This window comes from Pseudomonas sp. 1912-s, from assembly GCF_029269205.1.
Classification (GTDB): domain Bacteria; phylum Pseudomonadota; class Gammaproteobacteria; order Pseudomonadales; family Pseudomonadaceae; genus Aquipseudomonas.
Map to the genome: position 1 here is coordinate 1 of NZ_JARIXR010000045.1, position 12579 is coordinate 12579.

The following is a 12579-nucleotide window of genomic DNA, read 5'->3' on the forward strand; positions in this document are numbered from 1 at the left end:
CTCTTCGATGGGTTCCGCTCTTACAGCGGGTCACTTTTGAAAGGAGCCCAAAAGTAACCAAAAGGCTCTTGCCCCACCACTCGGCACCTCGCCTAGGCTCGGTGTGCCCTCACTCCGGCTTTGGAGCGTGGGCCGCCGCGATGGGCCATCCTTGGCCCAGCGCGGCTAACCCGGCGTCCTGCCGGGTTACCCACGCTCCAAAGCCTGCGTTCGGCCAGCGTGGTTTAACGGGGCGCCTAAGATCAAGATCAGAAGCAGATCAACAGCACAGCGGCCTACAGGCCGGCTTGAGTGGTGTGAAGCAAAAGCAAAAGCAAAATCAAAATCTAAAGCCAGCTCCCACAGAAAAGCAGAGCTGCAGCAGTTTCAGATTTGGTTTTCGATTTGGCTTTTGCTGTGGCTTTTGATCTGGCTTCTACCACTCAAGCCGGCCTGTAGGCCGCTGTGCTCTTGCTTTTGATCTTGATCTGGCTCTGACTGCCCCAATAAGCCCGAGGCCGAACGCAGGGATTGAGGAGCGGGTAAACCGGCAGGACGCCGGTTTAGCCGCGACGGGGCAGGGACGCCCCGTCGCGGCGGCCCGCGGAGCAATGCCGGAGTGAGGGAACACCGAGCCACAGCGAGGTGCCGACAGGCGGGGCAGAGCCCTTTGCTTACTTTGGGGCTTTTCCAAAGTGAGTCGCTGTAAGAGCGAAACCATAAGCCGCCGTTACCTAAATAACGGATATACCCCCAACCAAACGCAAAAAAGAACGGCCTCATCTGAAGGCCGTTTTTCATTACATCTCAACGCTTAGGTGCGCATCCCACGCCCACTCACCAGCAACCGCGCGCAGCCCACATACAGCACCACAGTCGCCACCAGCATAAACGTAATCGCCACACTGATCTTGATATCCGACACACCCAAGATGCCATAGCGAAACGCGTTAACCATGTGCAACACAGGGTTGGCCAACGACACCGTCTGCCAGAACGGCGGCAGCAAGGTGATCGAATAAAACACCCCACCCAGATACGTCAGCGGCGTCAGCACAAACGTCGGAATAATCGAAATATCATCAAAGTTACGCGCAAACACCGCGTTGATGAACCCCAGCAACGAAAAGATCGTCGCCGTCAGCACCACCACCAGCAAGGTGATCCCGAGGTGATGCACCTGCAAATGGGTAAAGAACAACGACAGCAGCGTCACGATCACCCCGACCATCAACCCGCGCAGCACACCACCCAGGGTGTAGCCGATCAGAATCGTATGGGGCGACACCGGCGACACCATCAATTCCTCGATGGAACGCTGGAACTTGCTGCCAAAAAAACTCGACACCACGTTGCCGTAGGAGTTGGTGATCACCGACATCATGATCAACCCCGGCACGATGTATTCCATATAGGTGAAACCACCCATATCACCAATCTGCCGACCAATCAGGTTGCCGAAAATGACAAAGTACAAAACCATAGTGATCGCCGGCGGCAGCAGGGTTTGCGGCCAGATCCGGGTAAAGCGCTTCACTTCGCGGTAGACGATAGTCTGCAGCGCGACGAGGTTGGGTTGCAGTTCCGAACTCATACCGCCACCTTCGCCAGATTTTTCTCCACCAGGGACACGAACAACTCCTCAAGGCGATTGGTTTTGTTACGCAGGCTCAGCACTTCGATGTTCTGGGTGGCCAGTTGGCCGAACAACGCGGTGATGCCCACGGCTTTGTCTACCTGCACTTCCAGGGTGTGGCTGTCCACCAGGCGGTTCGGGTAACCGATCAACTGCGGTGGCACGGACATGTTGTTCTTCAGGTCGAGCAGGAAGGTCTCGACGTGCAACTGGCTCAGCAAGTTACGCATGCTGGTGTTTTCGACGATGGTGCCGTGGTCGATGATGCCGATGTTGCGGCACAGCTGCTCAGCCTCTTCCAGGTAGTGCGTGGTGAGGATGATGGTGATGCCTTTCTGGTTCAGCTCGGTGAGGAACGTCCACATCGAGCGACGCAGCTCGATGTCCACACCCGCCGTGGGTTCGTCGAGGATCAGCAGGCGCGGTTCGTGAACCAGAGCACGGGCGATCATCAGGCGGCGCTTCATGCCGCCGGACAGGGAACGTGAAGGCACGTCGCGCTTGTCCCACAGACCCAGCTGGGTGAGGTATTGCTCGGCGCGTTCCTTGGCGATCTTCGGCGGGATGCCGTAGTAACCGGCCTGGGTCACGACGATGTCGAAGGTCTTTTCAAACTGGTTGAAGTTGAACTCCTGGGGCACCACGCCGATGCTGCGCTTGAGCGCCGCCGGGGATTTGTCCAGGTCGTTGCCAAAGATATTCACCGTACCGGTGGTCTTGTTGACCAGCGTCGAGAGAATGCCGATGGTGGTGGATTTGCCGGCGCCGTTGGGGCCGAGCAAGGCGAAGAAATCACCTTCGGCGACGTCCAGATCGATACCACTCAGGGCCTGGAAACCGTTGCCGTAGGTTTTGATTAGCTGCCGGATGGACAGAGCGGAACTCATATCGGATTACGCACCAAAGAAGAGGAATAGAATTGTTACATGAGGGCAGACCGCACGGAATACAACGGCTGCGCGTGACAAGCATGGTGCTTGTCCGCGCCGCACAAGTACAGTCACCCGTATTAATAGTGGGTATCAGGTCAACGCGGTCATGACCGATTTCTGATACGCCGGGCGCGCACGCAGGCGCTGGTACCAGGCCTCAAGGTTAGGCATCGACGGGCGTTCGATGGGCATTTCGAACCAGGCATAAATGAAGCTGCCCAAGGGGATATCACCCATGCCGATCTCGCTGCCGGACAGGTAAGGTTGCACGGCCAAGGCCTGATCCACCGTCTGCAAGACATCGATGCAGGCCTGGCGACCGGCATTGATGGTGTCCCAGTTCTGCTTTTCAGCCGGGGTTCGCAACACGCCCCAGAACACGGTCTTGAACGGTTCGGCCAGGGTCGAGGTGGTCCAGTCCATCCACTTTTCGGCGTTGGCCCGGGCTTGCAGGTCGCTGGGGTACCAATTCGAATCCGGCGCATGTTTGGCGGCCAGATAACGCACGATGGTGTTGGATTCCCACAGCACAAAGTCGCCATCTTCAATCATCGGCACCCGGCCGTTGGGGTTCAGTGCGCGGTATTGCGGCGTGTCGACCACACCAAAAGCCCCGCCCGCATCAATTGCCTCATAGTCCAGGCCGAGTTCCTCGGCGCACCACAGTGCCTTCCTGACATTTGACGAATTTTTACGACCCCAGATTTTCAGCATGACCGCCCCGATTTTGAAAAAGATGGTTGGATGAATGCCGGGGCAGCATACGCCGGATCACGCCCGGCTTAAATCACTCTGCATGTCCCCCAACAGGATCGGCATCTGCTCGCCAAACAGGTGCGGGTAACATTTCTGAATGTGGGCGAAGAAGAATTCCTCGGGCACCTCGGCAAATTGCCCATGGTCCACCACGTATTCCATGGAGCGCTGGCCCTTGCGGTTGAAGGCGTGGAAAACGCTGTCGTGGATGCCGTCGAAATCCAGCGGCGGCACATCGAACAGTTCGCACAGTTGCTGGTTGAATGCGGGCGTAGCCTTCACCCAACGGCCGTCCAGATACAGCTCGGTGTAGCCGTGCATGGCAAATACGTCACTTCTGAGCAGCTCGATCAAACGCGGCGTGGACAGGTGGTTGCGCACGTCGGCCAGACCAATGCGCGCCGGGATCCCGCAGTGCCTTGCACACGCCGCCAACAGCGTCGCCTTGGGCACGCAATAACTCTCGCCGGCGGCCAATGCAAAACTGCCGCTGAGGGTTTGCGGGTCGCGGCTGAAGGTGTAGGGGTTGTAGCGCACCGCCTCGCGCACGGCGTAGTAAAGACTGACTGCCTGGTCACGGGGCGCGGTACTCGAACCGCGATGTTTTTCGGCGAACTCCACCACCGCAGGGTGGTCACTATCGATGAAGCGGCCGGGATTCAAGTACGCATTCATGAGGTTAATCTCCGAGGCAAGCCTGGAGTCTAACCACAGGCCTGACCCAGGGATAACGACGATTCGGCCAAATGTCGGCGCCTGGTGGTGATCTTCCCCGGCACACCACGTAACACCCTCGTCACCCTGCTTTTTCGGATGCCGACTAAGCTCAGAGGTGATTTCGCACCTGGTTTCACGGAGGATTGAATATGCTGTTGTTGTGGATACTGGTTCTGGTGGTCGGCGTTGCCTACCTGGCACACCGGCGCACTGCGCCCCTGCCCGCCATTGGCGTGGTGGCCGTCTACCTGCTGGCGATGGGCGCCTTCAGCCACGCACCAGGCTGGTTGCTGCTGATCTTCTGGGTGCTGATCGCCCTGGTGGCCGCCCCGCTGCTGCTGCCCGACCTGCGCCGCAAGTACTTCACCGCGCCGCTGTTCAACTGGTTTCAGAAAGTCCTGCCGCCGATGTCCGAGACCGAGCGCGACGCCATCGACGCCGGCACCGTGTGGTGGGACGGCGAGCTGTTCAGCGGCCGCCCCGACTGGGACAAGCTGCTGGCCTATCCCAAAGCGCAATTGACCGAAGAAGAACAAGCCTTCATCGATGGCCCCACGGAAGAACTGTGCGCCATGGTCACCGACTGGGAAATCGGCCAGGCCATGGACCTGCCGCCCGCCGCCTGGGAACACATCAAGCAGCATGGCTTTTTCGCCCTGATCATCCCCAAGGAGTTCGGCGGCAAGGGTTTCTCCGCCTACGCCCACTCCCAGGTCGCAATGAAACTGGCGACCCGCAGCGGCGACCTCGCCTCCACCGTCATGGTGCCCAACTCCCTGGGCCCCGCCGAATTGCTGCTGCATTACGGCACCGATGAACAACGCAACCATTACTTGCCCCGCCTGGCACGTGGCGACGATATCCCGTGCTTTGCCCTGACTGGCCCGCTGGCGGGCTCCGATGCGGGCTCCATGCCCGACACCGGGGTGATCTGCAAGGGCGAATGGGAAGGCAAGGAAACCCTTGGCCTGCGCCTGAACTGGGAAAAACGCTACATCACCCTCGGCCCGGTAGCGACCTTGCTCGGCCTGGCGTTCAAGGCCCATGACCCGGACCACCTGCTGGGCGACGAAGAAGACCTCGGCATCAGCCTCGCGCTGATCCCCACCGACACCCCGGGCGTTGAGATTGGCCGCCGCCACCTGCCATTGGGCGCCGCGTTCATGAACGGCCCCAACTCCGGCAAGGATGTGTTCATTCCCCTGGACTTCCTGATCGGTGGCCAGGAGATGCTCGGCAAGGGCTGGATGATGTTGATGAACTGCCTGTCGGTAGGCCGTTCGATTTCCCTGCCTGCCGTCGGCACCGGCGCGGCCAAGTTCACCAGCCTGGTGACGGGCCAATACGCCCAGGTGCGCGAGCAGTTCAACGTACCGCTTTCGGCCTTTGAAGGTATCCAGGAAGCCCTCGCCCGCATCGGCGGCAACGCGTGGCTGATGGACAGCGCGCGGATGCTCACCGCCAACGCGGTCGACCTGGGGGAAAAACCCTCGGTACTGTCGGCGATCCTCAAGTACCACCTGACCGAACGCGGTCGCGAGTGCATCAGCCATGCGATGGATGTGCACGGCGGCAAGGGCATCATCATGGGCCCCAACAATTACCTGGGCCGCAGCTGGCAAGGGGCGCCGATCTTCATCACCGTGGAAGGCGCGAATATCCTCTCGCGCAACCTGATGATCTTCGGCCAGGGCGCGATTCGCTGCCATCCGTTCGTGCTCAAGGAAATGGCCCTGGCCGGTCGTGAGGACCATGACCAGGCGCTGAAGGAATTCGACGGCCTGCTGCTGCAACACATCGGGTTTGCCGTGAGCAACGCTGCCAGCACCCTGGTGCTGAACCTCGGCTTTGGTCACTTCGAAAAGGCCCCGGGCAACCGTTTGAGCCAGGGCTATTTCCGCGCACTCAACCGCCAGGCCGCTGCGTTTGCAATGCTGGCGGACCTGAGCATGATGCTGCTGGGCGGCGAATTGAAACGTCGCGAACGCCTGTCGGCACGCCTTGGTGATGTGCTGAGCCACATGTACCTGGCATCGGCTGCGCTCAAGCGTTATCACGACCTGGACTCGCCAGACCACCTGGAACCACTGTTCGCCTGGGCCATGGAAGAGAGCCTTGGCCACTCCGAGCGCGCACTGGATGAACTGCTGACCAACTTCCCGAGCAAGGTGTTGGGTTGTCTGTTGCGGGTGATCGTGTTCCCGTTCGGCCGCCGTCATAAAGGCCCGTCCGATGCACTGGATGCCGAGGTGGCCGCAGTGCTCGGTCGCGCCAAGGGTGACCCGACACTGGAAGCGGTGCTGGCGGGCTGCTATCGCCCACAGTCCGCAGAAGATCCGGTGGGCGCCTTGCAACATGCCTACGACCTGCTGGCCGACAGCCATCCGTTGCAGAAAAAACTCCACGAAGGCCTCAAGAGCGGCCAGGTCAAACCGACCGCGGGCGAACACGCCATCGACGCCGCGCTGCATGCCGGCGTGCTGCAACCGGCCGAGGCGCAGACCCTGCGTGACGCTGAAGCGGCGCGACGCAAGGTGATCGACGTGGATGATTTCAGCAAGGAAGAGCTGAGCCAGGCAGAGGGAAAAGTCCGCTAATCCCAGCGGTCATATAAAAACGGGCAGAGTGCCCTGCCTCACAAATACTGATCCCTTTTGACGGCGTCTGTTGTCGTCATGCTGCGTTGCCGCTCCTCGCCATAGCACGCTATGACTCGTCGCGGCGCCTTGCCTGACAACAACAGCCACTCGTCAAAAGGAATCGTATTTGTGAGGCAAGGCACCGAGCTATATACTCTCGCGCCCGTTTTGCTCTTGAGGACTTATCTCGTGTCCAATGTCGTTGCCGATCATCTCGTCTTGCTCGACCACCTGCGCAGCATCCTGGTTGCCGTCGGCGAAGCCGAACAGGTTCCCGAGGAAAGCCACCTCCTGTTCCTGGAGCGCTTCGATGAACTGCGCGCCCTGCTGCCGATCGACCCGATCGAAAGCCAGTACCTGGGCCAGGACATGATGAGCCAGGTCATCCTGCGCTACCCGCAAATTGCTCACCTGGTGCCGCGCGACCTGCTGTGGTTCTTCGGTGGCGACTGCCTGCACTTCATGCCCGACGACGAACTGGACCTGTACCAGGCCCTGGAAGAGCGTCGCTTCGAAGCTGAACAAAACGACGAACCGTTCGACTGGAACCAGGAAAAGCAGTTGTTGGCCATGTCCAACGACCAGCCCAAGCACTGATCTGTAATGTGCTGAGGGGCTTACTGTGGTGAGCGGGCTTGCCCCGCGCTGGGCTGCGAAGCAGCCCCCCATCAAGATCACATCATTCTTTCAGACAGATCGAGGCGGCAGGTTTTAGGGCCGCTTCGCAGCCCAGCGCGGGGCAAGCCCGCTCACCACAAAAACCGCCTCATCACAAAAAGCCGCCTCGGCACCTATCGTTTATGCAGCGTCGGCTCTTTAGCCATGCACTCCACCAGATAATCAATAAACACCCGCAACTTCGGCGGCAAATACCGCGTCGGTGAATGCAGCAACCACGCATCCCCGTGGTACGACGCAATAAAATCCCACCCCGGCAACACCTGTACCACGTCCCCCGCTTCCAGCGCATGCCGCGCCGTGAAATACGGCAAGCTACCCATTCCCACATGCTGCAATACGGCATCCAGCCGCACCCCGGTGTGATTGGCTGCATAGCGCCCGCGCACGCCCACCGTCACCGCCTTGCTGCCCTGGCGAAATTTCCAGCGCGCATCCCCCGGGGTCTCCCCGAGGTAGATGCAACTGTGCTCCAGCAAATCATGGGGATGCTCTGGCGTACCGTGCTCGGCCAGGTACTGCGGCGTGGCGCAGACCAAGTGGTCGATAGGCAGCAGTTGGCGCCCCACCAAGCCCGGCGGCGGGCTGTCGGTGATGCGGATGCTCAGGTCGACATTGTCATCAATCAGGTCCACATGCCGGTCCTCAAGGATCAATTGCACATCGACCTTGGGATAACGCCGCAGAAACTCCGGCATATGCGGGTGCACCACAAAACGCCCCACCGCCTTGGGCACGCTGACCCGCACCAGCCCTTCGGCCTCGTGGGTGTATTGCCCGCTGATTTCCATCACGGAGCGCGCAGCACTGACCATTTCCTGGCAGCGCTTGAACACTTCCTCCCCACCTTCGCTGAGGCGCAATTTGCGCGTGGTGCGTTGCAGCAGGCGCGTCGCCAGGGCCTTTTCCAGGCGCGAGATGCTGCGGCTCACGGAGGACGGCGATGCCCCCAGCTGCCGCGCGGCTTCGGAGAAGCTGCCGGTTTCCACCACCTTGACGAAAATCGCCATTTCGCCCAGCAGCGGCAAGGGAAGATTGATGCTCATGACGCACAAGTCCATTGAGATTTGAACGGATTATCACCCATTGGCGCACTTCTTATACTGCCCGATAGAAACCCTGATGCGGATGTAGATGATGACCCAGCGCCTGTTCTTTACCCATGACCACCTGAATGCCGAACTTGAAGTGCTGGGATGCACACCCTTTGATGACCAGTTTGCGGTGATCCTGCAGTCCACGATCTTCCATCCCCAAGGTGGCGGCCAGCCATCCGATACCGGCTGGCTGGGGGAAAGCCAGGTATTGAAAGTGGTGCAGGAAGGCGATCGTGTCGTGCACTACGTCGACCGCCCCGTGGCAATCGGCCCCATACCGGCACGCGTCGATGAAGAGCGCCGCACCCTGCACACGCGCCTGCATTCGGCCGGGCATCTGATCGGCAATGCCGGCGAAACCCTGGGCTGGATGCCGATCAAGGCCCATCACTGGCCGGGCGAAGGCAAGATCACGTTTATTCGCGGTACCTCGGCTCAAGCGATGGACGCCGAGGCGATTCAACAGAAAGTTGATCAATGGGTCGCGGCCAACCTGCCACGCCATATGACACTGGATGAAGGCACCCGGGAAGTGGGTTTTGGCGAGCTGCCGGCCTATGCCTGCGGCGGGACGCATGTGCAGGCCTTGGGGGACGTGGGCCAGGTGAAGATCCTGGCCCTGTCCGAGAAAAAAGGGGCGCTGTCGGTGCGCTACAGCCTGGACTGACTAAACCGCAATCGCCCCCGCCCTGCCCGGTTCCACCACAAATGACATGAGGGTCGAGACACTGGCATGTGGATCCCGGGGATCGGAAATCACCCGGAAGTTCGTCAGCATATTCGTCTCTTCGAGTGCCACCGACACGTAGCCGCGCTGGCGGCTGTCGAAGAACTTCACATGAGGGTTCAGCGGCAAAATCGAGTTGAAGGCCTCAAACGGCGGCCCGTCGGAGGTCACCGACGTGCCGACGAACTCGGTGGCGATAACCCGTGAGTCGGGGTTATTGGCATCGGCGTGCAGGTCGGTGGTCCAGAATGAGTGAATATCGCCGCCCCAGAACACCGGGTTATTCACGCGCCGGCGCTCGATAGACGCCAGCACCCGCTCGCGGGTTGCGATATAGCCATCCCAGCCATCCGTCCAATGGCCCAGTGCCTGGCTCTGAGGGTCACGCTGAATCAGCGGCGCCACCAGCAGGTCCTGGGCGATCACGTTCCACTGTGCCCGGGACTGCGCAAACCCTTGGTCCAGCCACGCCTCTTGCTCCCAGCCAAGCATCGTGCGCCGGGGATTGCGCAGGTCAATGCAGCTGTCATCCGCGATATGCCCCTTGCGACTCCCGTTCGCCGAAATGCACGGCTGCTCGGAGCGATACTGCCGGCCGTCCAGCACGTGGAAACGTGCCAACCGCCCGTAGTCCAGGCGCCGATATACACGCATGTCCGGCCCTCGCGGCAGGCTGCTCGTCCGCAGCGGCATATGTTCATAGAACGCCTGGTAGGCCGCCGCCCGCTGTTTGAGAAACGCCGCCACGGGGACGTTCGGGTCCTGGGACCACTGGCTGGCGTAGTCGTTTTGCACTTCATGATCGTCCCAGGTCGCCACGCTGGGCGCCGCAGCATGCAGCGCCTGCAAATCCGGATCGGTCTTGTACAGGGCGTAGCGGTTGCGGTAATCCGCAAGGTTCAGCGCATTGCCGCTGCCGTGGGAGCGAATGACTTTGCCGGAGTCGGCTGCGTAGGAACTGTCATAGATGTAGTCACCGAGGAAAAACACCAGGTCCGGCTGCTCGGCGGCCAAATGCCGATAGGCGCTGAAGTAGCCCCGCTCCCAATGGGAGCACGAGACAAAACCCAACCGGGCCGACGCCATGGCATGCACCGCTGGCGCCGTGCGCGACTGGCCTACCGGGCTTTGCGCGCCGAGGCCTTCAAACTGGTACCAGTAAGGCCGGCCTGCTTCCAACCCGGCGACTTCCACATGCACCGAGTGGGCGAAACGCTCGCTGGCCATGACCTCACCCCGGCGCACAATCCGCGTCATCGCCGCATCGCTGGCCACCTTCCAGCGCACCGGCACCGCGCGGCCCAATCCACCACGGCCGTCTGCGGCATTGAACAAGGGCGCGAGGCGCGTCCAGATCACGAAACCGTCCGGCAATGGATCGCCGGAAGCCACACCCAGGGTGAAGGGATAGTCGATGCCCGCACTGCGGGCGAACGGGCTGAGGATCGAAAACGCCGTGGCAACCGCCAGGCCGCCCAAGACCCGACGGCGACCTGGGTCTGGCAGATGATTCATAGCGGGTACTCGCGGGAGTCGAGCGGGTTCTGCCAATCCTTGCGCACTACGCCGAACAGCGACAGGTCTTCGTAAACCCCATTCTTGAGAAAGGCGCCTGGCTGGCAGCCCTCGTAACGCAAGCCGATTTTCTCCATCACTCGGGCCGACGCTCTATTACGGGTAAAACACTGCCCTCCGATACGGTGCAGCGCCAATTCGCTGAAGCCAAAGTGCATCAGCCCACAGGCAGCTTCGGCAGCGTAGCCACGGTCACGGCAATCCGCCGCCACCCATCCACCCAGCAGCCCACTGTGATGATTGGCAGACAGGCGAATGCTGACCATCCCCACCAACCCCTCGGTTTCCCGCAAGTGAATGCCGAGGCCCAGCGCCGTCCCCGAACGATACTTTTCTTCAAGTTCACCGATAAAAGCGTGGGCCACTTCAAGGGTATAGGGCGACGGGATGGTCGCGGTGTTTTCGGCAATCAGCGGCCCGTTGGCCAGGGTGCAAAGCACCTCGGCCTGGTCCTTGTGTAACGCTTTCAACACCAGTCGCGGGGTGGATAAAAAAGGCAGCGCAACGCTCATGACAGAGGGCTCTGGAAATAAATTCTCCCAGAATGTACGCGCTCCGTGTCAGTTTCATTACGTACATAAATAATCCGCATGTCCGCTTGTGAGTGCCGTAATAGAGCCTTAAAAGCTTAAATTAATGTTAACCATTCGGTCATTTTTCGTTGCTAGCGTGTCGCCCCTAATCAACAACGGGGTAGCGGCATGAGAACTTGGGATGAACCCAAAAAGCGCAAGGCACACATCGAACTGATCCCGATGATCGACGTGATGATGTTTCTTTTGGTGTTTTTTGTACTGGTGAGTTTGAACGTGATTCCTGCCCTGGGCATGAAGACACAACTGCCGAGCGCCAGCAGTTCGCAGCAGCTCAAGCCACAAAATAAATTCATCTTGACCCTGGGCCTGGAAGGTCAGCTGCAGCTCGACGGCAAGGAGATCACCGTCGACGCGTTGGTGCCTGCGCTCAAGTCGGCAGAGAAGCCTGATACCAAGTCGACCATCATCGTCAACAGCGACAAAGGCGTGGAAGTGGCCCGCCTGGTTGAAGTCATGGACACCCTGCGCCTGGGTGGCTTTACCTCCGTCTCCATCGCCACGAAAAAGTCCTGATCATGTATGCCTTGTTTCGTGCGCGTCGGCTGCTGGGCAGTGTCCCGGCCCTGATCGCCCTGGTGCTGATTGCACTGGGTATCCAGTCCCAACCCCTGAAAATCCAGCCGCAGTACGACGAGTCGGCGGTTGAACTCGCCCTGGTCGAGCCCGAGCCGGAAGTGGTCCCCGAGCCCGTGGTTGAAGAACCTCCGCCGCCGGTAATCGAAGACGAAGAGGCCGAGCCAGCCCCGCCGCCTCCACCGCCCAAGCCGGTGCCAAAACCACTCCCAAAACCTGAGCCCAAGCCAAAACCCGTGCCCAAGCCGGTGGCCGCCAAGCCCACACCAACGCCTGCGCCAGCCCCGGTCGCCGCCAAGCCTGTGCAAGCCGCTCCTGCCCCTGCACCGGCACCCGCCGCGCCACCAGCGCCGCCAAAAGTCGATGGCCAGGCACTGGAAGGCGGTTACCTCAAGGGTTTGCGCAACGAGCTGGACACGTACAAGCAATACCCCACCGGGCGCCAGGCGTCCCTCGAACGCCCGAGTGGCGAGGTGGTGGTCTGGTTAATGGTGGACCGCCAAGGCCGCGTCCTCGACTCCGGGATCCAGACCCCGGCGCCGAGCATGCTGCTCAACCGGGCCGCCACCAACAGCCTGCGCCGTATCAAGCAGGTGAAACCGTTCCCCGAACAAGCCTTCGGTGGACGTAACGAGCAGCGCTTCACCGCCACCTTCAACTACAGCGTGCAATAA

At 60.5% G+C, this 12579-nt stretch carries 12 protein-coding genes; 5 read left to right on the forward strand and 7 right to left on the reverse strand.

Features of this window, described 5'->3' with window-relative positions; all coding sequences use genetic code 11:
- Positions 1 to 793 precede the first annotated feature (793 nt).
- From P3C29_RS30390 to P3C29_RS30405, 4 genes are all read right to left on the reverse strand, one after another.
- On the reverse strand, positions 794 to 1573 hold the full coding sequence (locus P3C29_RS30390) for an ABC transporter permease (protein ID WP_003217229.1): 780 nt from the start codon (positions 1571 to 1573) through the stop codon (positions 794 to 796).
- The gene (locus P3C29_RS30395) at positions 1570 to 2502 is read right to left on the reverse strand and encodes an ABC transporter ATP-binding protein (RefSeq protein ID WP_275966230.1); all 933 of its coding nucleotides are present in this window, start codon (positions 2500 to 2502) and stop codon (positions 1570 to 1572) included. Before P3C29_RS30395 ends, P3C29_RS30390 begins: the two co-directional genes overlap by 4 nt.
- A gap of 135 nt (positions 2503 to 2637) precedes the next feature.
- On the reverse strand, positions 2638 to 3261 hold the full coding sequence (locus tag P3C29_RS30400; RefSeq protein ID WP_201124968.1) for a glutathione S-transferase: 624 nt from the start codon (positions 3259 to 3261) through the stop codon (positions 2638 to 2640).
- A 57-nt stretch (positions 3262 to 3318) separates the two neighbouring features.
- Positions 3319 to 3978: a transglutaminase family protein gene (locus P3C29_RS30405; RefSeq protein ID WP_201124969.1), complete on the reverse strand. Its 660-nt coding sequence runs from the start codon at positions 3976 to 3978 to the stop codon at positions 3319 to 3321.
- A 191-nt stretch (positions 3979 to 4169) separates the two neighbouring features.
- Here P3C29_RS30405 and P3C29_RS30410 point away from each other — a divergent pair, with 191 nt between their 5' ends.
- Both P3C29_RS30410 and P3C29_RS30415 read left to right on the forward strand, forming a co-directional pair.
- Positions 4170 to 6617 (forward strand): acyl-CoA dehydrogenase, encoded by a 2448-nt coding sequence (locus P3C29_RS30410; RefSeq protein WP_010166374.1) that lies wholly within the window; start codon positions 4170 to 4172, stop codon positions 6615 to 6617.
- Positions 6618 to 6848: 231 nt separating this feature from the next.
- Positions 6849 to 7256, forward strand: a complete 408-nt coding sequence (locus P3C29_RS30415; protein ID WP_003217220.1) for a PA2817 family protein — start codon at positions 6849 to 6851, stop codon at positions 7254 to 7256.
- Between the two features lie 194 nt (positions 7257 to 7450).
- On the opposite strand, the gene P3C29_RS30420 is transcribed toward P3C29_RS30415, so the two are convergent.
- Positions 7451 to 8383, reverse strand: coding sequence for a LysR family transcriptional regulator (locus tag P3C29_RS30420; protein ID WP_010166367.1), 933 nt, complete (start codon positions 8381 to 8383; stop codon positions 7451 to 7453).
- 91 nt (positions 8384 to 8474) lie between these two features.
- Between P3C29_RS30420 and P3C29_RS30425 the strand changes: the two genes are divergently transcribed.
- Positions 8475 to 9101: a hypothetical protein gene (locus P3C29_RS30425; protein ID WP_010166365.1), complete on the forward strand. Its 627-nt coding sequence runs from the start codon at positions 8475 to 8477 to the stop codon at positions 9099 to 9101.
- Here P3C29_RS30425 and P3C29_RS30430 read toward each other — a convergent pair whose 3' ends face one another.
- Both P3C29_RS30430 and P3C29_RS30435 read right to left on the reverse strand, forming a co-directional pair.
- On the reverse strand, positions 9102 to 10676 hold the full coding sequence (locus P3C29_RS30430) for an alkaline phosphatase D family protein (protein WP_275966231.1): 1575 nt from the start codon (positions 10674 to 10676) through the stop codon (positions 9102 to 9104). It abuts the gene before it with no gap.
- Complete coding sequence (locus P3C29_RS30435; protein ID WP_201124972.1) at positions 10673 to 11248, reverse strand: GNAT family protein; 576 nt, start codon at positions 11246 to 11248, stop codon at positions 10673 to 10675. Before P3C29_RS30435 ends, P3C29_RS30430 begins: the two co-directional genes overlap by 4 nt.
- Positions 11249 to 11437: 189 nt before the next feature.
- On the opposite strand from P3C29_RS30435, the gene P3C29_RS30440 reads away from it, so the two are divergent.
- Positions 11438 to 11845 carry a biopolymer transporter ExbD gene (locus tag P3C29_RS30440; protein WP_010166361.1) on the forward strand — a complete coding sequence of 136 codons (408 nt, stop codon included), beginning with the start codon at positions 11438 to 11440 and terminating at the stop codon, positions 11843 to 11845.
- Between the two features lie 2 nt (positions 11846 to 11847).
- Entirely contained in the window at positions 11848 to 12579 is a 732-nt protein-coding gene (locus P3C29_RS30445) for an energy transducer TonB (RefSeq protein ID WP_201124973.1), read from the forward strand.

What these genes read in the sequence shown, in the direction of transcription:
- P3C29_RS30445 (WP_201124973.1), top strand. Translation starts at nt 11,848, where the DNA reads ATGTATGCCTTGTTTCGTGCGCGTCGGCTGCTGGGCAGTGTCCCGGCC.
- P3C29_RS30400 (WP_201124968.1), bottom strand. Translation starts at nt 3,261, where the DNA reads ATGCTGAAAATCTGGGGTCGTAAAAATTCGTCAAATGTCAGGAAGGCA.
- P3C29_RS30435 (WP_201124972.1), bottom strand. Translation starts at nt 11,248, where the DNA reads ATGAGCGTTGCGCTGCCTTTTTTATCCACCCCGCGACTGGTGTTGAAA.
- P3C29_RS30430 (WP_275966231.1), bottom strand. Translation starts at nt 10,676, where the DNA reads ATGAATCATCTGCCAGACCCAGGTCGCCGTCGGGTCTTGGGCGGCCTG.
- P3C29_RS30440 (WP_010166361.1), top strand. Translation starts at nt 11,438, where the DNA reads ATGAGAACTTGGGATGAACCCAAAAAGCGCAAGGCACACATCGAACTG.
- P3C29_RS30405 (WP_201124969.1), bottom strand. Translation starts at nt 3,978, where the DNA reads ATGAATGCGTACTTGAATCCCGGCCGCTTCATCGATAGTGACCACCCT.
- P3C29_RS30390 (WP_003217229.1), bottom strand. Translation starts at nt 1,573, where the DNA reads ATGAGTTCGGAACTGCAACCCAACCTCGTCGCGCTGCAGACTATCGTC.
- P3C29_RS30410 (WP_010166374.1), top strand. Translation starts at nt 4,170, where the DNA reads ATGCTGTTGTTGTGGATACTGGTTCTGGTGGTCGGCGTTGCCTACCTG.
- P3C29_RS30420 (WP_010166367.1), bottom strand. Translation starts at nt 8,383, where the DNA reads ATGAGCATCAATCTTCCCTTGCCGCTGCTGGGCGAAATGGCGATTTTC.
- P3C29_RS30425 (WP_010166365.1), top strand. Translation starts at nt 8,475, where the DNA reads ATGACCCAGCGCCTGTTCTTTACCCATGACCACCTGAATGCCGAACTT.
- P3C29_RS30395 (WP_275966230.1), bottom strand. Translation starts at nt 2,502, where the DNA reads ATGAGTTCCGCTCTGTCCATCCGGCAGCTAATCAAAACCTACGGCAAC.